The organism is Pseudoalteromonas sp. P1-30 (assembly GCF_001400005.1).
Taxonomy (GTDB): domain Bacteria; phylum Pseudomonadota; class Gammaproteobacteria; order Enterobacterales; family Alteromonadaceae; genus Pseudoalteromonas; species Pseudoalteromonas atlantica.
The window spans coordinates 353358-374653 of record NZ_LKBC01000002.1 but is presented as its reverse complement, the minus strand read 5'-3'; the positions used below and the strand labels follow the sequence as shown (position 1 = coordinate 374653).

The 21296-nt window shown below is 42.5% G+C and carries 19 protein-coding genes and 1 riboswitch; of the genes, 6 read left to right on the top strand and 13 right to left on the bottom strand.

Features of this window, described 5'->3' with window-relative positions:
* The first annotated feature begins 147 nt into the window (after positions 1 to 147).
* Entirely contained in the window at positions 148 to 1506 is a 1359-nt protein-coding gene (gene mgtE, locus AN395_RS05160; protein ID WP_004589080.1) for a magnesium transporter, read from the top strand.
* Between the two features lie 46 nt (positions 1507 to 1552).
* Here the strand turns inward: mgtE and AN395_RS05155 are convergent, their stop codons facing one another.
* Positions 1553 to 3982 carry a zinc-dependent metalloprotease gene (locus AN395_RS05155; RefSeq protein ID WP_054982304.1) on the bottom strand — a complete coding sequence of 810 codons (2430 nt, stop codon included), beginning with the start codon at positions 3980 to 3982 and terminating at the stop codon, positions 1553 to 1555.
* A 155-nt stretch (positions 3983 to 4137) separates the two neighbouring features.
* Between AN395_RS05155 and AN395_RS05150 the strand changes: the two genes are divergently transcribed.
* Positions 4138 to 5106, top strand: coding sequence for a class 1 fructose-bisphosphatase (locus AN395_RS05150; protein ID WP_004589078.1), 969 nt, complete (start codon positions 4138 to 4140; stop codon positions 5104 to 5106).
* Positions 5107 to 5128: 22 nt separating this feature from the next.
* Here the strand turns inward: AN395_RS05150 and zapE are convergent, their stop codons facing one another.
* Complete coding sequence (zapE, locus tag AN395_RS05145) at positions 5129 to 6238, bottom strand: cell division protein ZapE (protein ID WP_054982303.1); 1110 nt, start codon at positions 6236 to 6238, stop codon at positions 5129 to 5131.
* Between the two features lie 59 nt (positions 6239 to 6297).
* Between zapE and rsuA the strand changes: the two genes are divergently transcribed.
* Complete coding sequence (rsuA, locus tag AN395_RS05140) at positions 6298 to 6990, top strand: 16S rRNA pseudouridine(516) synthase RsuA (protein WP_054982302.1); 693 nt, start codon at positions 6298 to 6300, stop codon at positions 6988 to 6990.
* Positions 6991 to 7016: 26 nt separating this feature from the next.
* Here the strand turns inward: rsuA and AN395_RS05135 are convergent, their stop codons facing one another.
* From AN395_RS05135 to AN395_RS05100, 8 genes are all read right to left on the bottom strand, one after another.
* The gene (locus AN395_RS05135) at positions 7017 to 7769 is read right to left on the bottom strand and encodes a HesA/MoeB/ThiF family protein (RefSeq protein WP_054982301.1); all 753 of its coding nucleotides are present in this window, start codon (positions 7767 to 7769) and stop codon (positions 7017 to 7019) included.
* Positions 7762 to 9288 (bottom strand): thiamine phosphate synthase, encoded by a 1527-nt coding sequence (gene thiE, locus AN395_RS05130; RefSeq protein WP_054982300.1) that lies wholly within the window; start codon positions 9286 to 9288, stop codon positions 7762 to 7764. Before thiE ends, AN395_RS05135 begins: the two co-directional genes overlap by 8 nt.
* A gap of 13 nt (positions 9289 to 9301) precedes the next feature.
* Positions 9302 to 10093, bottom strand: coding sequence for a thiazole synthase (locus tag AN395_RS05125; protein WP_004589052.1), 792 nt, complete (start codon positions 10091 to 10093; stop codon positions 9302 to 9304).
* Positions 10094 to 10097: 4 nt separating this feature from the next.
* Positions 10098 to 10292 (bottom strand): sulfur carrier protein ThiS, encoded by a 195-nt coding sequence (gene thiS, locus AN395_RS05120; RefSeq protein ID WP_054982299.1) that lies wholly within the window; start codon positions 10290 to 10292, stop codon positions 10098 to 10100.
* A gap of 7 nt (positions 10293 to 10299) precedes the next feature.
* A complete protein-coding gene (locus AN395_RS05115) occupies positions 10300 to 11301 on the bottom strand; it encodes an FAD-dependent oxidoreductase (protein ID WP_054982665.1) in 1002 nt (333 codons plus the stop codon).
* A 55-nt stretch (positions 11302 to 11356) separates the two neighbouring features.
* The gene (gene thiC / locus AN395_RS05110; protein ID WP_054982298.1) at positions 11357 to 13309 is read right to left on the bottom strand and encodes a phosphomethylpyrimidine synthase ThiC; all 1953 of its coding nucleotides are present in this window, start codon (positions 13307 to 13309) and stop codon (positions 11357 to 11359) included.
* A gap of 143 nt (positions 13310 to 13452) precedes the next feature.
* A riboswitch (TPP riboswitch) is annotated at positions 13453 to 13558 on the bottom strand.
* Between the two features lie 94 nt (positions 13559 to 13652).
* Positions 13653 to 14051 (bottom strand): META domain-containing protein, encoded by a 399-nt coding sequence (locus tag AN395_RS05105; protein ID WP_235576552.1) that lies wholly within the window; start codon positions 14049 to 14051, stop codon positions 13653 to 13655.
* Positions 14052 to 14362: 311 nt separating this feature from the next.
* Positions 14363 to 14767: a thioesterase family protein gene (locus AN395_RS05100; RefSeq protein ID WP_004589047.1), complete on the bottom strand. Its 405-nt coding sequence runs from the start codon at positions 14765 to 14767 to the stop codon at positions 14363 to 14365.
* Between the two features lie 83 nt (positions 14768 to 14850).
* Between AN395_RS05100 and AN395_RS05095 the strand changes: the two genes are divergently transcribed.
* Entirely contained in the window at positions 14851 to 16968 is a 2118-nt protein-coding gene (locus AN395_RS05095) for a TonB-dependent receptor (RefSeq protein ID WP_200910442.1), read from the top strand.
* 934 nt (positions 16969 to 17902) lie between these two features.
* Here AN395_RS05095 and rpmG read toward each other — a convergent pair.
* The 3 genes from rpmG to radC form a co-directional block, all read right to left on the bottom strand.
* Positions 17903 to 18058, bottom strand: a complete 156-nt coding sequence (gene rpmG, locus AN395_RS05090; RefSeq protein WP_004587947.1) for a 50S ribosomal protein L33 — start codon at positions 18056 to 18058, stop codon at positions 17903 to 17905.
* An 11-nt stretch (positions 18059 to 18069) separates the two neighbouring features.
* Positions 18070 to 18306 (bottom strand): 50S ribosomal protein L28, encoded by a 237-nt coding sequence (rpmB, locus tag AN395_RS05085; RefSeq protein WP_004587946.1) that lies wholly within the window; start codon positions 18304 to 18306, stop codon positions 18070 to 18072.
* A 270-nt stretch (positions 18307 to 18576) separates the two neighbouring features.
* On the bottom strand, positions 18577 to 19251 hold the full coding sequence (gene radC / locus AN395_RS05080; RefSeq protein WP_054982295.1) for a DNA repair protein RadC: 675 nt from the start codon (positions 19249 to 19251) through the stop codon (positions 18577 to 18579).
* Positions 19252 to 19395: 144 nt separating this feature from the next.
* Between radC and coaBC the strand changes: the two genes are divergently transcribed.
* Positions 19396 to 20589 carry a bifunctional phosphopantothenoylcysteine decarboxylase/phosphopantothenate--cysteine ligase CoaBC gene (gene coaBC, locus AN395_RS05075; RefSeq protein WP_054982294.1) on the top strand — a complete coding sequence of 398 codons (1194 nt, stop codon included), beginning with the start codon at positions 19396 to 19398 and terminating at the stop codon, positions 20587 to 20589.
* 97 nt (positions 20590 to 20686) lie between these two features.
* Positions 20687 to 21274 carry a nucleoid occlusion factor SlmA gene (gene slmA, locus AN395_RS05070; RefSeq protein ID WP_004587943.1) on the top strand — a complete coding sequence of 196 codons (588 nt, stop codon included), beginning with the start codon at positions 20687 to 20689 and terminating at the stop codon, positions 21272 to 21274.
* Positions 21275 to 21296: the final 22 nt, after the last annotated feature.

Sequence of the window (21296 nt, the reverse complement as noted above, 5' to 3'; positions counted from 1 at the left end):
AGCCATGCCCCTGCTAAATTTGGTTACTTAATTTTAAACACTAATTTAGTCCCAGCATTGGGTTTAGCACAAAAAATAAAGAAAATAACAGTGGGCAACTCCACTTACTAAACACCTTTCCATTACACAAAAATATTTAGGATGCCAATGCCAGAAGCGTTTGAACAAGACTATCCACTACAGCAACTAAAACAAGTGACTAAATCACTTAATAGTGGGCAATTTGTTCAAGTAAGACGCATGCTAGCAAAAACAGCACCTTGTGATACAGCACTGCTGCTTGAATCCTCTCCGCATAAAATTAGACGCATGCTTTGGCAACTGGTTGACCCAGATGTGCAAGGGGATGTGCTAGAAGAGCTCTCTGAAGATGTACGTTTAGGTATCATTGCACAAATGGAACCTGAGCATATTGCCGCGGCCACTGAAGATATGGGCCACGATGATTTAGGTGAAGTCCTACGTAGCCTACCTGACACCGTGTACAAAGATGTGGTTAGCGCTATGGATACGCAAGACCGCGAACGCGCTACACAAGCTTTATCTTACCAAGAGCGCTCAGCAGGCGCGCTAATGAACACCGATACGGTGACCATTCGCCCAGACGTTACTCTTGATGTTGTGCTGCGTTATATTAGGCTACGCGGTGAGCTGCCAGAGGGCACCGATGATTTATACGTTGTTGATAAACATAACTGTTTTTTAGGTGCATTATCACTTAGTACACTGTTAACTAATCCGCCTGAAAAAATTGTTCAAGATTTAATGGATGAAGACTGTGAGTCTATCCCTATTTCGATGGATGAAAGTGAAGTTGCTCAGTTATTTGAGCGCCATAACTGGATATCGGCCCCTGTAGTCGATGATAACGCCCACTTGCTTGGGCGTGTCACTATTGATGATATTGTTGATGTTATTCGTGAAGATGCAGAGCACAGCTTATTAAGCCTTGCCGGTCTTGATGATGAAGAAGACACCTTTGCACCTGTTTTAAAAAGCTCAAAAAAACGCTCAGTATGGCTTGGCGTTAACTTACTCACAGCCTTAGCAGCCGCCTTTGTGGCCAGCTTTTTTGAAAGCACCTTAGATATATTACCTATTTTAGCTGTACTCAATGGCATTGTGCCCTCAATGGGTGGTGTAGCAGGTAGCCAATCTTTAACTCTGGTTATTCGCGGTATTGCCGTGGGCCATATTAACCAAACTAACCAACGATTTTTAATGGCTAAAGAGCTGGCGATAGGCGCATTAAACGGGGTTATTTGGTCAATACTTATAGCCAGTGTAATTGCGCTTTGGCAATGGGATTTTATGCTTGGCGGCGTGCTCGCATTTGCAATGTTTATGAACCTTGTAGTGGCTGGTGTTGCTGGCGCATGTATTCCTATTTTATTGAAAAAAATGAATATAGACCCTGCACTTGCCGGTAGTGTTGTACTTACAACAGTAACTGATATTGTCGGTATTTTTGCCTTTTTAGGCACCGCAACGTGGCTACTTATTTAGCAACCTGAGCTCAGGTTAAGTAGCCACTACACACTAAAACATATAATTAAATTGGTGAGCCCGGTGGCATTGGTAAACCACTGAAGTTTTCAGGCCACTTACCTACTTTTAAAAACTGTTTTATTTGCTCTGCTAAATACTGTTTAAACGCGCTTTCTCCTACACTGGTATTACTTAACATTGAGTTTTGATTGTACTCTTTACTTAATTTTACCAAGTAGAAACGTAGCTGCGCCTGCACCTCTGGGCTTACCTTGTCACTAGTGACTAAATCAGCCATATTTTTTGCAGTTAAAAATTGCACCCGCTGGGTGATTTTGCCTTTCATTGTATTAGGTGATGACACATTAAACACCTGGCTGTAAAGCTGCTCTAGCAACTCATCTAAGCTGTAAAAATTAGAATTACGAACTTGTTGTTGAGCTAAACGATTTAAACGCTGTGGGTTTAATAATAACGATAAACTATGCTGCGCAGCTACTTCTGGCAAGGCCATCGCATCAAGTGTTATACCCGTACGCCCCGTTATGCTTTCACGCGATTTAGACTCGCCATACGCTTTTGGCGGAATAAGCGCTAACACCGACTCAGGCAAAATTAAATTAGCCGGTTTTAATGTTGTTAAAACAGCACTAAGCGCCGCTTGCTGCTGCGCTTTTGCAACCACTTGCGCGCCCTTAGCAGGTGAGTTGTTACGTGTTTCGTATTCGTAGTTAACCCCCGCAATTAGCTTAACTGCAGCCTCTACTTGATAGCGATGAAATAAATAAAGCGGCACGAGTTTTTCTTCTAACTGCGAGAGTGCATCGCCCGTTTTAATGTTGTTAATACCAAATTGCGAAAGCGCTTTTTTACGTACATCAAGCACTCTAAGTAACTCTTGCGTTGGGTTAGTACCGTTATCCCATAAGTGCGCTGTAGGGTGTGCCCCGCCCTTTGCGCGTGCGTCGCTATCAGATATAAACTCAAGGCCCTTCGTTTTGTTCTCTTTTAATATTGCTGCAAGCTCAGCACTTTCATCTTGATTGGTAAAGTCGCTGTAACCATACTTAATAACTTGGGTATCCCATACGCCCATACCGCTTGCATAGCCGCGGGTTACATCAAGCTCGCCTTGCTCGTTAAAGCTAAGTAGTGGGTGCGGGTAATCCATAACCGACGCTCTATCCCCCACCGAGGCTGCAAAGTTATGTGCAATGCCCAGCGTATGGCCAATTTCGTGTGCACTTAACTGGCGAATCCTATCAAGTGCCATTGCCTGTAAATTTTTAGCCACCTCGTTACCTTTTAAATAAGGCGCACCAAGGGCTTCTGCAATTAAAATATCTTGGCGTACACGCAATGAGCCAAGTGTTACATGCCCTTTGAGTATTTCGCCGGTACGAGGGTCTATAACAGAGCTTCCGTAAGACCATCCGCGTGTAGCACGATGCACCCACTGAATAACGTTATAGCGAATATCCATAGGATCAGCATTGCTCGGCAATACTTTGACTATAAATGCGTTTTTATAGCCTGCTGCGCTAAAGGCATCATTCCACCACTTACCGCCTTCAAGTAACGCGCTTTTAACCGGCTCAGGAACACCTGGGTCTAGGTAATAAGTAATAGGCTCTACGGGTTCACTAATCGGTAAACTTGGATCTTTTTTAGCTAAGCGATGGCGCGGTATATAGCGCACAAACATAGATTCACCAAGGGGGGCTGCATAGTCTTTATGCTCAATGCTCCAATACCCTGATTGCGGGTCAAATTTGCGCGGCGTGTATTTATCATCAGGTAATTTAATAAGTGAGTGGTGCATATGTACAGTAAGTGCGTATGCATCGGCGCTTACTTGGCGCACAAATTTACCTGGTTTAGAGCCCTTAAACGTTAATACTGCTTCAAGCTCGGTATTTTTTACAAACGCTTTTGAGCGATTCATATACACAGCGCTGCGTGATTCATCAAGGCTAAAGCTGCCTTGCTTGCGCGCTGCAAGCGTACGGCTTACCCCGTGTACATCGCTTAATAAATAGGGTGTGTAATCAATCAGGAGCGTTTTTTCGCTTTGCGCTACCACTTTAAAGCCCGCTAAAATACTGGATGCAAAGGCCTCTTTAATACTTTGCTGCTCAGCTTTGTTAGTGGTATTAGCGCGATAATATGTATTTAGCGCGCGCAACATTACTTTATCGCCAAAACGCTCAAACTGAACTAAATACGTGTTACCAAGTTGGCCTCTATCTAAGCCTATATCGTTAGAGCCAACTCCATAAGGTAAGCTTTGCTGAAGTAAAAATTGCTGCTCTAATTTATCTACTTTTAAAAATACTTTGCCGTTTTGAGTATCGTAATAAAACGAAAAGTACCCAGGAAAGTGATTCATTTGCGCAGTAAATTCATCTATAGGCTTAATTGCTGCGTGCGCTTGGGTTATCATAGAGCACAGCACAGTAAAGAATATGTAACTTATTAGTGGTATTTTTTTCATAATCTTATCTTTGTTATTGGCGTTTTAAGTACAATTAGGTGGCACCATTATTACAGTGCTATTTAAACAATACAGGTATTTAAGACGAAATTCAGCGCACTAAGTTAATCTCTCTCACATTTAGATTAGCTAGTACACGTTATCAGGAAAATAGAATGCGTAGACTCCCACCAGTATTACTAGAAGACGGTTGTCCTAGAGAACTTTTATCGTTAATTAGAACCATTTTAGCAGCATGTAAAGAAATTTCGTTTCGTGTTGGCCAAGGTGCGCTTTCTGGCGTATTAGGCTCAACGCTTGATGAAAACATTCAAGGCGAAACCCAAAAAAAGCTCGATGTATTATCTAATCAGCTTTTAAAAGATATTTTACTGGAGTCTGGGTCAGTTAAAGCCATCGCCTCAGAAGAGGAAGACTACACAGTAGCTGGCAACCAAGACGCTAAATACATTGTGGCGTTTGACCCGCTTGATGGCTCATCAAATACCGATATTAACTCGCTAGTGGGTACTATATTTTCAATTATGGAAGCCCCAGAAGGCTCAGATGCCGCCGATCAAAGTATATTTATGCAGCCAGGCCACAAACAAGTTGCTGCAGGTTACGTGCTTTACGGCCCATCAACTATGCTTGCACTTACTACAGGTAAAGGCACGCGCATGTTTACGCTAGATAAAACCCAAGGTAGCTTTTTACTAACACAAGACTTTGCCACTATCCCTGCTGACACAAACGAATTTGCCATTAATGCGTCAAACCAGCGTCATTGGCAGCCAGCAATGCAAAACTATATTAATGACTTACTCGCTGGCGATACCGGCCCACGTGCTAAAAACTTTAACATGCGCTGGATTGCCGCTATGGTTGGCGATGTGCACCGTGTACTTAGCCGTGGTGGTTTATTTACCTACCCAACCGACACCAAAGATGCAAATAAACCTAATAAGCTACGTTTACTGTACGAAGCCAACCCCATGGCTATGCTAGTTGAGCAAGCAGGTGGTATCGCCTCTACGGGTACTGAGCGTATTATGGATATTCAACCCGATGCAATCCACCAGCGTGTGGCGGTAATATTAGGCTCTAAAAACGAAGTAGAAACGTGCTTGGGATATCATAAGTAATTTTTTAATTAAAAGGAAATACTTACCAATTTTGCATTTCGACAATGCGCGACTTCGTTCGCGCATATTCAAAGCTTAACTTTTGCCCCTGATACAAATAGTCAACGTGCGCGTGGGCGTTAATAACTAACAATTTATGGCAATCGTAAAACTCATCAACCAATGCAATAAAACGCCGCGCTTCGTCATCTAAATAATGCTCATTTAGAATTTGTTTTTCGCGTTGATAACTGTCTTCAATACCATGCACTATTACTTTACCTGTTGCGCCTACACCCATTTTTGGCACATTTTCTATATATAAAATATCAAACTGCTTGGCTAAAAACATATAATCGTAAGCGCTACGCGCTCCTGAGCAAAGCGCCATAAAATCGATCATTAATGCATTATCTGCGGTTAATAAACACGATAAGCTGCGGGAGTGTACCTGTAAAATTTGGTTTTCCTTTGCTTGTGGATACTGAGATAAAAACTGCTTTTTAAACTCGCTTATAGGTAAATTAATAAAATAATGGCGGCTATTTTTACCATACCTAAAGCGATGATCATCCTGCCCTTCAACACTAATTACATGGCAATAATTTTTAATTAAATCGATTGTGGGTAAAAACCGCGCGCGCTGTAGGCCATTGCGATAAAGCTGCTCAGGTTTTGCGTTAGAAGTTGCCACCAGCACTACCCCACTATCAAACAAGGCATTAAATAACCTTGCCATAATCATTGCATCGCCAATGTCGCTAACAAAAAACTCATCAAAACACAGCACTTTAATATCTTTCGCCCATTGTTTAGCAATTAACGTAAGGGGGTTTTTATGACCTTGTAGCTGGGCAAGTTGCGTGTGTATTTGCGCCATAAAGTGATGAAAATGCAGCCGCTGCTTACGCTCAGTGGGTAAGTTTTTATAAAATAAATCCATTAACATGGATTTACCCCGCCCCACCGGCCCATGCAAATAAACCCCTTTAATTAACGGCGCTTTTTTCCACCAAGGTATTTTTGTGTGTAACTGTATACTTAGGTTATTTAACGCATTTACTGCATTTTGCTGAGCGCTATCAACACACAGTTCACCCGCATCTATTTTTGCTTGGTAAAGCCTTAAAATTTGTGGGTAGTTTACTGACATGGGGTTTCACTATCGGCTATAATCGCCGCCATTGTAGCCGACTAAAAATGTGAACCAAAATGAAATTCCCTTGCCGCTTAGATAAATTTATTAGCCACCTAGCCGAGCTACCACGCTCAAAAGCTCGCGCGGGTATTAAACGCCAAGAAGTGCAAGTAAATGGGGAAGTTATTAGCGCGTTCGATTTTCAAGTAGCCCAGCAAGATGAAGTAACATTTGCTGGTGAGCCTATGGTATTTTTAGGCAAACGCTACTTTATGCTGCACAAACCTGTAGGCTACGTGTGTGCAAATGTAGATGAACTACACCCCACCGTATTTGATTTACTCGATGAGCCAAATATGGCCGACTTTCATGTAGCAGGTCGCCTTGATATAGACACCACCGGCTTAGTACTTATTACTAACGATGGCGATTGGTCGCACCGTATTACCTCGCCAAAGCACAACAAATTAAAAACCTACTTAGTAGAAACTCAAGAGCCTATAACCGAAGAAGCATTAGAGCAACTACGCAGCGGCGTACAACTTCACAACGAAAAAGATCTCACCCGCCCAGCTAAAGCAGAAGCACTTGCCACCTACAGCTTACGTTTATCAATCAGCGAGGGTAAATACCACCAAGTTAAACGCATGTTAGCCGCGGTAGGCAACAAAGTGGTAGAGCTACACCGCGAGCAAATAGGTAATATTATACTGGACGAAAACTTAGCTAGTGGCGAGTATAGACAATTAACAGAGGGTGAGGTTTAAATAAACTGCTCATTTAAAGTAAATGATTACCTCAAAGCACACTCTTTGCAGTTTATATCTTTAATCATTTTAAAATGCTGTTGCTTTAAGCTCAGCGCATCAAAGCTGATAAACACACTACCTTCAACATACCCTAACAGCATATTAAGCGTAAGCTGTGCCTGCATAGAGCCTATAATTCCTAACAGTGGGCTTATTACACCTGCATTACTACAATTTACAGCGGGAGCGGCGTCACTTTTTGCAAAAACACAGCCATAACATGGGCTATTGTTTTGCCTAAAATCAAAGCCCATAAGTTGCCCACTACTTGCAATCGCGGCACCTGCAATTAAAGGCAACTTATGAGTAAAGCAATAACGGTTAACACTGTAACGTGTGGCAAAATTATCAGAGCAATCAAGTACTATGTCGGCATTTTTGAAAAGCTCCCCTGCGTTGTTATCATCAAGCTTTTTACAATGCGTCACTATTTCTATTTGATTATTAAGGCTTGTTAATACTTTGCCAGCAGCGGTGACCTTGCTTTGCCCTAAGTGATTAACTTTAAAAAGCACTTGGCGCTGCAAGTTAGAAAGCTCAACCGCATCATCATCTATTAAAATAAGTGTACCAATACCCGCCGCAGCTAAATACAAAAGTGCAGGGCTACCTAGCCCGCCAGCTCCCACTACTGCAACGGTGGCTGCTTTAAGTGCTAACTGCCCTTCTAGGCCCACTTCTTTTAATAATAAGTGGCGACTATAACGCAGGGTTTCTTTATCACTAAGCTTATTCATTAGGCTGGTTTATAGCACTTTTTAGCGCACTAATTGCTGCAATATAATCATCCGCTTCACTAATCGCGCGTACAACCGCAACACTGCCTACTCCTGTATTTGCAACCTCGCTTGCGCGGGTTAAATCTATGCCGCCAATGGCAACTGTTGGGTAGTTTTGCATTAATGGCACACACTTTTTAAGTTTATCGAGACCTTGTATTTGGCCGCTCATATCTTTGGTTGTGGTTGGGTAAATAGCACCAAATGCCATATAACTTGGTCGGTAGTTGTGCGCACGTAACATTTCGTAAAAACCGTGGGTAGAAAGCCCAAGCCTTAAACCTGCTTCTTTAATCGCGGCTAAATTAGCGGTTTCTAAATCTTCTTGGCCTAAGTGTACGCCGTAGGCACCGTGCTTAATTGCCAACTGCCAGTAGTCGTTAATAAATACGTGAGCGTGGTACTTTTTACCCAGCTCTACGGCCTGCTTAATTAACTCTTCAAGCTCAAGGTCGGTTTTATTTTTAACGCGAAGCTGCGCCGTAGTAATACCTTGCTGCAAACATTTATCTAGCCAATCTAGGCTATCGACCACAGCATACAAGCCCAGCTTTTTGCTCTCACAAGGTGCAAAATCAGCCGCCATATTAAATTCAAGCGGCACATCAAAATCAAGCTCATCACCAAGCCAGCTGCCAGGCTCTATTACTTGCGGGTAGTCATCTAACTGTGTAGGAAAAGCAGTATGTGCAACAGGGCCTATTCCTTCGCCGTATCTAACCGACTGCTTTAAGCCCTGATTTATATAAGCTTTAGCTAAAATAAAAGCATCTTTTAGTGGGTAGTCTTTTGCTAAACACGCGGCAATAACCGAGGCCATGCTACAACCTGTACCATGACTATGAGGGCTTTGAATTTTTTTATTACCAAGCCAATACTCTTCGCCGTTTTGTGTGCAGTAATCAATACAGTAGCCGCTTGGGTAATCCCAGTGCCCGCCTTTAATAACAACCGCTTTTGCGCCCCAACTTAATAGCTTTTTAGCTGCGTCTTTCACGGCGCTTGGGCCAATTAAATATACGCCTGTTAATAATTGCGTTTCGTGCGTGTTAGGCGTTATTACATCCACCAGCGGCATTAAGCATTCTTTAATGGCACTTACGGTATCTTCCTCTGTTAATACATCACCACTTGAAGCAATTGCAACGGGGTCGTAAACAATCACAGGCGGTACAGGCCATTTTGCCTTGTAATGCGCTATATGCTCGCTTATTAATTGAATTTGCTGCACATTAGCCAGCATGCCAATTTTAATTACTTTGGCTTTCATATCGCTTTCGAGTGCGAGTAATTGCGATTCAATAATATCGGTAGATACCGCGTTAATGGCCTCTACACCTAAGCTATTTTGCGCCGTAAGCGCGGTAATTGCAGTACAGCCATGCACGCCAAAACTTTGCATTGCTTTTATATCGGCTTGAATGCCTGCGCCACCACCTGAGTCTGAGCCTGCAATTGTCCACACTAAATTATTCATACTCTTTATTTCCTTACTGCTGATGCCAAAACGGCATACCCATTGTAGGGGTTGAGGGGGCTGCTAAGTCTTTTTCGGGCATTGCTTTGGCATTATACGCAAAGCGCCCTGCCTCTACCGCGGCTTTAAATGCACGGCTCATCGTAATTGGGCAGCCAGCCCCTGCTATCGCTGAATTTAATAATACCGCATCATACCCTAATTCAAGCGCTTGGCAGGCATGCGAAGGCAAACCAAGCCCTGCATCTACAATTAATGTTGTGTTTGGTAAGCGCTCACGAATTGTTTTTAAATTATAACTATTTAAAAGCCCCTTACCGGTGCCAATAGGCGCGCCCCAAGGCATAAGCACCTCACACCCTAGCTCGTTTAAACGCTGGCAAAGCACTAAATCATCGGTGCAGTAGGGTAATACTTTAAAGCCATCATCAATTAATATTTTTGTGGCTTCTAACAATGCGAATGGGTCGGGTTGTAAGTTGTAGTCATCACCTATTAGTTCCAGCTTAATCCAATCGGTTGCAAATACTTCACGGCACATTTTAGCAAGTGTTACGGCTTCTTTTACACTGTGACACCCTGCGGTATTAGGCAGTATTTTAAGGCCGGTGTTTTTTATAAGCTGCCAAAAGTCATCCCCTGCGGCAGCGCTTTGCTGGCGCCTTAATGACACCGTTACTATTTGCGCGCCAGAGGCTTTTATAGACTCTTCCATCACCGCTGGAGAGGGGTAAAGCGCCGAGCCTATTAATAAACGGCTATTTAGTTGCTCGCCATAAATAGTTAAGCAATCGTTACCTTGCATAATGCTACCCACCTTGAATAGGCGATAACAATTCAATGCTATCCCCTTCGTTAATTGTGGTGCTGGCGTGCAGACTTTGTGGAATAAATTCGCCATTTAGTGCCACCGCGAATGGCGGCTTTGCACCAAAATTTTGTAATACATCAACAAGCACTGCACTTTTAATAGTTAGCAGCTCACCATTAATTGTTATAGTCATTTATTACTCACCCTATTTGAGATAACGCATCAGCCACTAAGGCGGGCCCTAACATATAGCCATGACGATATAAGCCATTAATGCTAATTACGTTACCTGTTTTTAAAACCGCAGGGCGGTTATCGCTAAATGCGGGGCGTAACCCGCTTTGAATATTTAACAGCCGCGCTTCGGCAAACCCGCTGTGCACAGTGTAGGCCGCCGAAAGTAGCTCAAGCGTAGAGCGCACCGTTGCAGGGCCGCTATCATCAGACTCTATTTCAGTTGCACCAATTACATACTCATTATTAGGTTTTGGCGCTATATAAATTGGGTAGCGCGGGTGCATTAAACGCACCGGCCGCGTTAAATTAACCTCAGGTGCATGTAACCTAGCCACTTCACCGCGTACGCCTCTAAGGGGTTTATCGCCTTTAGCACCTAAGCCACGACAGTCAATAATGTAATCAAACCCGCGGTTATTCACCTCGCCGTTTTGAATGCTAACGCGTTGGTTAAAAACAAACTTAACCTTACGTTTATTAAGCATGGTAAAGCTTGCTTTATAAAAGGCCTGGTTATCTATTTGCCCTTCGCAGGGTAAAAACACACCTTGGTTAAAACGATTAGCTAATTCGGGTTCTAACTGCGTTATTTGCTGAGCATTTAACGCCTGCGCGCTGTGCCCTGCTATAGGCTTAATACGCTGGCTAAAGCTTTGTAAATCGCCTTTATCTTGCTGGTGTGCCACGACCAGCGTGCCTTTTTGCTGATAAAAAACCTCGCCTTCAAGCTCGCTCACTATCTCTGGCCAGCGCTTGAGTGAATTTAGCCCCATGATGGCTAAATCTGTTTCACACAATACCGACTCAGCAAGCGGAGCAAGCATTGCCGCAGCCACTTTACCGGCACTATTTTGTGTGTGTTCATCACTGGCTTCAAACACGGTTACATGATGCGACTTACTAAGCTCAAGGGCAGCTAAGCGCCCAGCTAAACCAAACCCCACAACAGCAATGTTGTAAAACATAAAACCTCCTTTTAATAACAGGCTAGCAGCCATAAGCCGCTAACCTGTTATTGGCTTATATTGCTTTGTGGTAAATTTCTGAGCCCGTTTGTTTAAACTCTTCCGATTTCGCTTTCATTTGCGCTTCTACATCAACCATTTTGATCTCAATTGCATCACCAACATTGTTAGGATCGATCCCGCGTGATTCGAGATCTTTGGCGTAATCGCGTACTTCTTGGGTAATTTTCATTGAGCAAAATTTAGGGCCACACATAGAGCAAAAGTGCGCTACTTTGCCAGACTCTTGCGGTAGGGTTTCGTCGTGATATTCACGGGCACGTTCTGGGTCTAAACCAATGTTAAATTGGTCGTGCCATCTAAATTCAAAGCGCGCTTTTGATAATGCATTATCGCGCTCTTGCGCGCCGGGGTGGCCTTTGGCCAAGTCGGCCGCATGCGCTGCAATTTTGTAGGTAATTAAGCCCTCTTTTACATCTTCTTTATTGGGCAAACCTAAATGCTCTTTTGGTGTTACATAACACAGCATGGCACAGCCGTACCACGCTATTTGTGCAGCGCCTATACCCGATGTTATATGGTCGTACCCTGGTGCTATATCGGTCGTTAATGGGCCTAATGTGTAAAAAGGCGCTTCGCCACAATGCTCTAATTGCTCATCCATATTGGCTTTAATCATGTGCATTGGCACATGGCCTGGGCCTTCAATAAATACTTGTACATCGTGTTTCCACGCAATTTTTGTAAGCTCCCCTAACGTACGTAGCTCACTAAATTGCGCTTCGTCGTTGGCATCAGCAATCGAACCTGGACGAAGGCCATCTCCAAGCGAAAAACACACATCGTATTGTTTTAAAATTTCGCAAATATCTTCGAAGTGCGTATATAAAAAGTTTTCTTTATGATGCGCTAAACACCACTTAGCCATAATTGAGCCACCACGCGATACAATGCCGGTTACACGCTTTGCCGTCATTGGCACATAACGCAGCAATACACCGGCATGAATAGTAAAGTAATCAACGCCCTGCTCGGCTTGTTCAATCAAGGTATCGCGAAATATCTCCCACGTTAGGTCTTCGGCCACTCCGTTTACTTTTTCAAGCGCCTGATAAATTGGTACCGTGCCAATGGGCACCGGCGAATTACGTACTACCCATTCACGGGTTTCGTGAATGTAACGCCCGGTTGATAAATCCATTACGGTATCGGCACCCCAGCGCGTAGACCACACCATTTTTTCTACTTCTTCTTCGATTGATGAGCTTACCGATGAATTACCAATATTAGCGTTAACTTTAACTAAAAAGTTACGGCCAACTATCATGGGCTCGGTTTCGGGGTGGTTAATATTATTTGGTAAAATAGCGCGACCGCGGGCTATTTCGTCGCGAACAAATTCAGGGGTAATAAAATCGGGAATACTCGCCCCAAACGATTCGCCTTTATGCTGTGCTGCTAGCAGCTCTTCTCTAATTTGTGCACGGCCCATGTTTTCGCGTATGGCTACGTATTCCATTTCAGGGGTAATAATGCCTTGGCGAGCATAATGCATTTGCGTCACGTTTTTGCCCGCTTTACCACGGCGAATTTTAGGTAAATGATCAAAGCGAATATGATCAAGGCCGTCATCGGCCATACGTTGTTGAGCAAATTGCGAAGTGACTGAGTCGAGCACTTCGGTGTCGTTGCGCTCTTTTATCCACTGCTCACGAAATTTAGGTAACCCTTTACGTACGTCTAACTCAAAGTTAGGGTCGGTATACGGGCCTGATGTATCGTAAACACGCAGTGGATCGTTTGGCTCATACACAGGGTTTTGCTCATCGCCACCAATAAACGTATCGCTTAATGTAATTTCGCGCATACCCACGCGTACACCGCTTTGGCTGCCCTCAACATACACTTTTTGTGAGCTTGGAAATGGCTGACCTGTTAAATTATAAATGTAATCTGACGCAGCAGCGCGCGTTTCTCGACGTGTAGACTTATTTGTAGTGTTTGACATGACTTACCTCATTGCTAAAGGATTGTCTTGTCAGATATTCCATAAGGAATAGAGAAAGATCGTAAAGCAGTTGTTACGCTGCTTTGCGGCCTAAAATGGCTATTTATTTTGTTGTGCGCATAAAAAAAGACGCACAAGCGTCCCATTTTAGGCAGCTTGTTCCCTACGCAGGTTTTAACCTGATCAGGTTCACGGATCCCGCTTTCGCGATCTCAGCCTTAATTATTTAAGGCACTCCGACAAGTAAAATTATGTTCGTTGATTTGCTATTTTGATCAAATCAGCGTTGAGTGTACGCCAGTTAAAAATTGCCTGCAAGGGGCAGTTTTAAATACTCATGCCACTACTTTGCAATAAATAAAAAAGTTTGATCGCCCTGCATAACTAACTGTGAGCCTTGCATGGTAAGCGTTGCACCTTCTCGTAGCGCTTGTAAAAACTGCTGCTCTAGCTCATCAACGTCTGCTCCGCACGACTTACGCGTCATGCCAAGTTTATTAACGCTAATACTGCTGTCTTTAAGCTCGCCTTCACCAAAAAACTTATTACATCCTGCAAACCCGTTTACTTGCAACGCTTCAATAAAGCTCATTGATGCACTGTAAGAGGCCGGCACAGCTAAACCATCAACCTTTGATAGTTGCCATTGTGTGTACTTTAGCTGCTCAGTGGTCACCGTCCCTGTGGCTGTACAACCAATACATAAACCGATTAAAAACATCGGTAGTGCTGCTAATTTCATGCTATTTCTAACTAAATATTTAATTACCGTAATAGTAACAATTTTTATGCGGTTTATCCGTTAAAAATGCATGTTTTAAATGTAAATTTTTGTTCTATGATAGTTTAGAGAGTGTTGAACTTTGCAGATTAAAACGTGTTCACATTATGGGCACTTTAATCGCTTTGCTTGGTTTGTAACTTAGTGGGCTCGATAACAGCACCTACGCTACCCGCTATTTACGATAAACAACCCCACTGCCTAGGCGCTGCTATAAAACAAACTTGGTTAAATTTAACCCCAAAGGTCACAGCCCCTAAAAATTATACTGGCTAATCTTGGGTATAATTTTTAAATAAATTATCTATTTCTGGAGGTAAAAAAGGGCGCCCTTTTTCATTAACCGAGGTGCCTATAACCTTGGCTTGTAGCATTACTTTGTTGTCGTGTTTACGCACTAAGGTTTGCTTAAACGCAAACTTTATACGGCTTATACGCTCAGGTTCAACTGCTATATAAAATTCATCATCTGGTACAAGCGAATGTTTATAATCAACCTCACTGCGTATCACCACTAAATTAACTTTTTGCTTTGCTAGTAGTGCAAAATCAACCCCATTTGCAAATAAAAACTCATGGCGAGCATGCTCTAAATAATTAAAGTACACACTGTTATTTACAATTCCTTGTAGGTCACATTCGTAATGGCGCACTTTAAAATCAACTTTAAAGGTCATATTAGTAATCCTGATTATTTAACGTATAATCGCTGCGTTATAACACAAGTATTAAAATAATTGCTACCATACGAGTCCCCAAAATGGAGTTAAGTAACCTAATGAACTTACGTTTGTCTTTAATTACTGCGGCGTTATTACCGCTAATTAGTACACCACTTATAGCAAACGCTGATGACAGCGACCTAGAACGAATTGTTGTTACAGGCGACTTTCAACGTGAAAGCATTCAAACATTAAGCGCTAGCGCTAGCCTATTTAGCAAAGATGAAATTAATCAACGTGGTGCAAGTTACTTAGACGAAATGCTAGGTAGTACAGCCAACGTAAACTTTACATCTGGTGCGTCTCGTGGTCGTTATATTCAAATTCGTGGAGTGGGACTTCGTTCACAATTTGTAGATCCAATTAACCCATCGGTTGGCTTAGTTATTGACGGCATTAACTACTCGGGTTTAGGTGGCAGCTCATTATTATTTGATATAGACCAGGTAGAAATTTACCGCGGCCCGCAAGGCACTCGCTTTGGTGCAGACGGCATGGCCGGTATGATCCAAATGGAATCAGCTCAGGCAACTGCCGATCCGAGCTTAAAATTACAAGTGGGTATGGGTACTTATAACTCGCGCGAAGCAGGCCTTGCAGCGAGTACTGGATTAACCGACGACACAAGCGCACGCGTCAGCTACTTTCGCAGAAAATCAGATGGCTACGTAGATAACCTATATTTAAACGACGAAACTCAACAACAGGATGAGCAAGTAGCCCGCTTTAAATTAAACAGCCAACTTACTGAGCATTTAAACACAGAGTTAAACCTGCACTACATAGATATAAACAACGGTTACGATGCGTTCACGCTTGATAACAGCCGTAATAGTGTAGCCGACGAGCCAGGCCAAGATAATCAACAAAGCTACGCCATTGGTATTAATAATACCTACACAGGTTTTGATGCCTTTCATGTAAGCTTAAACCTTTCAGCCATTGATACAGAGCTACTTTACAGCTTTGATGAAGACTGGGTATGTAACGATGCAAGCGAGCCACAATTATGTGCAGCTGGCCTACACCCTTGGGGTTATAGCTCAACCGATATATACACGCGTGATCGCGATGATCAATCGGCTAATTTACAATTTAATTCTAAAACAGGTAATTGGGTTGCCGGTGTTTACTATCAAAACCGCGACGTAGATTTAGAGCGCGAATACACTTGGCTTGCAAGTCCATTTGCATCAACCTACGAAACCAATAACGTAGCTGTTTACGGCCAAGTAGCCACACCTATCGGCCCTAAAACCACGCTCATTACCGGTTTACGTGTAGAGCAATACCAAGGTGATTACACCGACAGCAACGGCTTTATTGAAGAGACTGACGACGTAATGGTAGGCGGTAAAATAGCACTTGAATACCAAGTGATTGACCGTACTATGATCTACACCAGCATTACCCGTGGTTATAAAGCTGGCGGTATTAATTCAGAAGCATTAGCAAAAGCTAAAGATGAAGGTTTAAACCTAGATGCTGATTTTTTCCAGCAGCATACAAGCTTTGACCCTGAATACCTTTGGAGCGGCGAGTTTGGCGTTAAGGGTTCATCGCTTGATGATAAATTTACCCTTCGTTTAGCAGCATTTTATATGCACCGCGACAACATACAGCTAAAAGCATGGCAAGTAGAAGGTCAGCAATTTACAGGCTACGTTGATAACGCAAGCTCTGGTAGCAACTACGGGCTAGAAGTTGAAGGTAGTTACCAACTTACCGAAGATTTATTCTTAACAGGTAGCGCCGGTTACTTAAACACAGAAATTGACGACTTTGTAACGCAATCTGGCTTAAACCAAGACGGTCGTGAGCAAGCGCAATCACCTAAATACCAATACGCATTTAGCGCACGTTACAACTTTACTAATGAGCTGTACGGTATGATTGGTGTTGAAGGTAAGGACGATTACTACTTCTCAGATAGCCATAATTCAAAAGCACCTAGCAGTAATTTAGTAAACCTAAGTTTAGGCTACGAAGCCGACATGTGGGCAGTGCGCGCATGGGCACGTAACGTATTTGACGAAGAAGTACCAACCCGCGGCTTTGAGTTTGGTAACGACCCACTTGATGGCTACGCTACACACACCTACGTGCAATTAGGTGAGCCAAGAGTAGCGGGTATAACGTTTACGTTAGAGCTGTAATGACCCTTCTCGACTAAGGGCTTTACTTACGCTGTAATATGCGGCTCTTTTATTAAGTATGTAAAACCCTCATTATCTTCGATTTTGAGGGTTTTACCTTAGCAAAGCTTTTTAAGCACAAGAAAACTTATAACTTTTAGCACATTGCTGTCATTTTAGTTAAGCCCTAACCTATACAAATATTCTTAAAAGCCATATATTATCTGTCAAATTTATCAATGTGCTTTTAGCTGCGCACCCCGATTACTCACGTTAAACATTGTTATAGCATCGTAAGAAATAAAAAGGGTATGTTACGGGTAAATAGACACCCTTGCGGTTTAGCACATGTTATAAAAGTTACAGAACATTATTCAATCCTCCTGTGTAACAGCTTAACTTTTGGTCTCGCACTTCCTTATATACCTAATTAGATAGAGTAGAAATTGCACATAGTCTTAGGTAGAAAGTATGCAATACATAATCCACGCTTACCTTAGGCAACACTCTAAAATTAAAGCCTATACCATTCTTTTTCTTGCTCAGCGACAAGACAGGCGACTTTCTTAAGAAATCTGTGTGCGGTAACACATTGCAAGTCCATAGTGTGCAAAGAAGTTAAAAGTAAGCATGCTAAATATTTTATATCGAGTTAGCTTGCCTTTATACGGGCTAAATATCCTAAGATGCTATCACTTCATTAAGCCATGTTCAGGGGAGGGTTAAAGATAATACAAAACAAGCGGAGCATTAATTACATCACTTCAGTGAGCTATAACGCCTCAAAACTTCGACGCTCGCCTTTTTAAGAACTAGTAAGCCATTAAAAACAAGAATACTTAAATTATATCTGTTGATTTAATAAAATATTTTAGGGGCTGTTTAATATTGATAAGTGCTAAAAACAAAAAACCCAGCATAAGCTGGGTTTTTACAATTCTGAAAGAAAACTAAATTACTTGATTTTAGCTTCTTTGAAAATCACATGTTTACGAGCCTTAGGATCGAACTTTTTGATTTCCATCTTTTCAGGCATGTTACGCTTGTTTTTGTCGGTAGTGTAGAAAAAACCAGTACCAGCAGTTGAAACTAAACGGATTTTATCGCGCATGATTCAGTTCCTTAAACTTTTTCGCCGCGAGCACGGATATCTGTAAGTACCGCGTCGATGCCTTTTTTATCGATAATACGCATACCTTTAGTAGTAGTGCGTAGTGTTACAAAACGTTTTTCACTTTCAACCCAAAAACGGTGTGTTTGTAGGTTAGGTAGGAAACGACGTCTAGTCGCGTTTCTCGCGTGTGAACGGTGATTACCAACCGTTGGACGCTTACCTGTAACTTGACATACTTTAGACATGTCTATATATCTCCAATAACTTCGCTCGAGCTTAATTTAACCTAAGGCCATGTATTTGTGCCCTAGATAAATCGAAGGGCGCTCTTTATACAGCTTTTACAGGCAAAGATCAAATACTGATCTATCCAACCAGCTCATATGTAAATTTGATAGCGGCTAATTATAAAGATCGAATGCCCTTAGGGAAAGTAAAAACTGCATTTAAATTAAACTAATTTGCTAAAACCGTCCAAACCGCTCATTTTTAACACACTTATTCATCAAGCAACCTTAAATCAAGCCTCGCTGTGCAAAAGAAACACACGTTTCTCCTCCTACAATGATGTGATCAAGCACATTTATGTCTACTAATTGCAGTGCTTGTTGTAATTTATTAGTGATAAGTTTGTCTGCTTGGCTTGGTTCGGCAATCCCGCTTGGGTGATTGTGTGCCAAAATAATGGCCGCAGCATTATTTTTTAAGGCCGCTTTTAGAACTTCTCTGGGGTAAACGCTGGCTGAGTTTATCGTGCCATAAAACAAAATTTCGTCTTTTACTAAACGGTTTTGGCTATCGAGATAAAGCACCATAAACACTTCTTGCTGTAGCCCGCGCATTTGCAGCGTTAAATATTCATACACCGCATTTGGCGAATTAAACACCGCATCGCGCTGGCAACGCTCCTGCATGTAACGCTGACTCAGCTCGAGCACCGCTTGCAATTGCACATATTTTGCCATTCCTAACCCTTTTTGTGCGCAAAACTCATCTTGGCTGGCGTTAAATAAATTATGCAATGTTTTGTTTTCGTTAAGCAGGTGCTGTGCAAGCTCAATCACATTCATACCGGGTAAGCCCGTACGCAAAAATATCGCTAATAACTCAGCATCGGTCAATGCTTTAGGGCCTTTTTCAATGAGTTTTTCGCGTGGGCGAAGTGAGTTAGGTAACGATGTTAATTGCATTATTCATCCTTGATGATTAAAAAACAGTCTTATAACTGTAATGCAATTTTTAAAATTAGCCTGATTATTTAATCCTAAAAACTTAGCTCAAAGCACAAAGATTTGTTATTTTAGCCTGCATATACACTCAAGCAAAAAACACTCATGACTAACTTAACAAACAAAAAAATCGTACTTGGCATCACCGGCGGCATTGCGGCCTATAAATGTGCAGAGCTCGTTAGGCGCTTAAAAGAGACAGGTTGCGAAGTAAAAGTAGTTATGAGCGAGTCAGCTAAGCATTTTATAACCCCATTAACCATGCAAGCGGTGAGTGGTGAAATGGTGTCTGATTCATTACTTGACCCCTCAGCAGAGGCTGCAATGGGCCACATAGAATTTGCCAAATGGGCTGATTTAATTTTAGTCGCGCCTGCAACGAGTAATACCATTGCCAAAATGGCCGCCGGCATAGCCGATGATTTACTTACCACGCTATTACTGGCAACCCCTGCTAAAGTAGCAATAGCCCCAGCAATGAACCAGCAAATGTATGCACACCCTGCAACACAAGCAAATTTAGCCACTTTAAAAGCACGTGACGTACTTATTTGGGGCCCAGGCAAAGGTGAGCAAGCCTGTGGCGATGTAGGTGCTGGGCGCATGCTAGAGCCGCATGAGCTTGTGGCTTTGTGCACTGCTTCAGAGCAGCCGCAATTATTAGCAGGTAAAACCATTACAATTACGGCAGGGCCAACCCGCGAGCCGCTTGACCCTGTACGTTTTATTTCTAATCACAGCTCAGGAAAAATGGGCTTTGCCCTGGCTGAGGCCGCTTTAAAGCTTGGCGCTCATGTCAATTTAATTTCAGGGCCTGTCACTATCAAAGCCCCTGTTGGCGTTAATTTAATAAACATTGAAAGCGCTGAGCAGCTATTAAATGAGTCATTAACCTATGCCCCACTCTCTGATGCTTTTATTGGCTGTGCAGCCGTAGCCGATTATAGAGCGGCTAATGTAGCGACTCAAAAAATGAAAAAACAAGGCGATGAGCTTACCCTCACCCTTGTTAAAAACCCCGATGTAATAGCCGCCGTGGCAAACTTAACGCAAAACCGCCCTTACACTGTGGGTTTTGCTGCTGAAACGCAAAATGTGGAGAGCTATGCAAAGGGTAAACTTAAAAATAAAAATCTCGATATGATCTGCGCTAACGATGTATCGCAAAGTGGTTTAGGGTTTAATTCAGATCACAATGCTTTAACACTTTACTGGCAAAATGAGCAGTTAGCACTGGCGGTAAATAGTAAAACACGCATTGCTCTTGAGGTAATTAAACAACTTGCCAAGCAACTATAAAGTGCTGGAAACAAACTGAATAAAACATTAACATAAGCCACTCATTTGAACAAAAAATGATTAGCAGCTAAAAATAACAAATAAAAAAGGAAGGTTCATGCCTGCGACAAAAAGAAGTAATCGCAAAGAGCAAATACTGCAAGCCCTCGCGCAAATGTTAGAAACCAGCCCAGGACAACGGATTACAACTGCAAAGCTTGCTGCTGAAGTGGGCGTGTCTGAAGCTGCGCTTTACCGTCACTTTCCAAGTAAAGCACGTATGTTTGAAGGCCTAATAGAGTTTATCGAAGATACGCTTTTATCGCGCATTAACCTTATTTTAGAAAACGAAAAAGAAAGCCAAACACGCGTTTATAATATTTTGTTGTTGCTACTAACGTTTGCAGAAAAAAACCCAGGTATTACACGCATACTTACCGGCGACGCCCTACAAGGCGAGCAAGAGCGTTTACGCGAACGTGTACAAGGGCTATTTGAAAAGCTAGAAACGCAATTTAAACAAGTACTGCGCGAGCGAAAACTTCGTGAAGGTAAAACCTTTCAAAGTGACGAACTCACCCTTGCTAACTTTTTACTAGCCTATGTTGAAGGTAAAATGAACCAGTTTGTGCGCAGCGACTTTAAAGTAAAACCAAGTTCGCAATTTGAAAAACAATGGCCTGAACTACAAAAAATTTGGTTATAACCTTACTTTATTATTTTACCGT

Excerpts from the sequence above, each read along its gene's own strand:
- AN395_RS05095 (WP_200910442.1), top strand. The coding sequence starts at position 14,851 with ATGGAGTTAAGTAACCTAATGAACTTACGTTTGTCTTTAATTACTGCG.
- thiS (WP_054982299.1), bottom strand. The coding sequence starts at position 10,292 with ATGACTATAACAATTAATGGTGAGCTGCTAACTATTAAAAGTGCAGTG.
- AN395_RS05155 (WP_054982304.1), bottom strand. The coding sequence starts at position 3,982 with ATGAAAAAAATACCACTAATAAGTTACATATTCTTTACTGTGCTGTGC.
- rpmB (WP_004587946.1), bottom strand. The coding sequence starts at position 18,306 with ATGTCTAAAGTATGTCAAGTTACAGGTAAGCGTCCAACGGTTGGTAAT.
- thiE (WP_054982300.1), bottom strand. The coding sequence starts at position 9,288 with ATGAATAATTTAGTGTGGACAATTGCAGGCTCAGACTCAGGTGGTGGC.
- slmA (WP_004587943.1), top strand. The coding sequence starts at position 20,687 with ATGCCTGCGACAAAAAGAAGTAATCGCAAAGAGCAAATACTGCAAGCC.
- rpmG (WP_004587947.1), bottom strand. The coding sequence starts at position 18,058 with ATGCGCGATAAAATCCGTTTAGTTTCAACTGCTGGTACTGGTTTTTTC.
- AN395_RS05100 (WP_004589047.1), bottom strand. The coding sequence starts at position 14,767 with ATGACCTTTAAAGTTGATTTTAAAGTGCGCCATTACGAATGTGACCTA.
- zapE (WP_054982303.1), bottom strand. The coding sequence starts at position 6,238 with ATGTCAGTAAACTACCCACAAATTTTAAGGCTTTACCAAGCAAAAATA.
- mgtE (WP_004589080.1), top strand. The coding sequence starts at position 148 with ATGCCAGAAGCGTTTGAACAAGACTATCCACTACAGCAACTAAAACAA.
- AN395_RS05135 (WP_054982301.1), bottom strand. The coding sequence starts at position 7,769 with ATGAATAAGCTTAGTGATAAAGAAACCCTGCGTTATAGTCGCCACTTA.
- radC (WP_054982295.1), bottom strand. The coding sequence starts at position 19,251 with ATGCAATTAACATCGTTACCTAACTCACTTCGCCCACGCGAAAAACTC.
- AN395_RS05125 (WP_004589052.1), bottom strand. The coding sequence starts at position 10,093 with ATGCAAGGTAACGATTGCTTAACTATTTATGGCGAGCAACTAAATAGC.
- AN395_RS05150 (WP_004589078.1), top strand. The coding sequence starts at position 4,138 with ATGCGTAGACTCCCACCAGTATTACTAGAAGACGGTTGTCCTAGAGAA.
- coaBC (WP_054982294.1), top strand. The coding sequence starts at position 19,396 with ATGACTAACTTAACAAACAAAAAAATCGTACTTGGCATCACCGGCGGC.
- thiC (WP_054982298.1), bottom strand. The coding sequence starts at position 13,309 with ATGTCAAACACTACAAATAAGTCTACACGTCGAGAAACGCGCGCTGCT.
- rsuA (WP_054982302.1), top strand. The coding sequence starts at position 6,298 with ATGAAATTCCCTTGCCGCTTAGATAAATTTATTAGCCACCTAGCCGAG.
- AN395_RS05115 (WP_054982665.1), bottom strand. The coding sequence starts at position 11,301 with ATGTTTTACAACATTGCTGTTGTGGGGTTTGGTTTAGCTGGGCGCTTA.
- AN395_RS05105 (WP_235576552.1), bottom strand. The coding sequence starts at position 14,051 with ATGAAATTAGCAGCACTACCGATGTTTTTAATCGGTTTATGTATTGGT.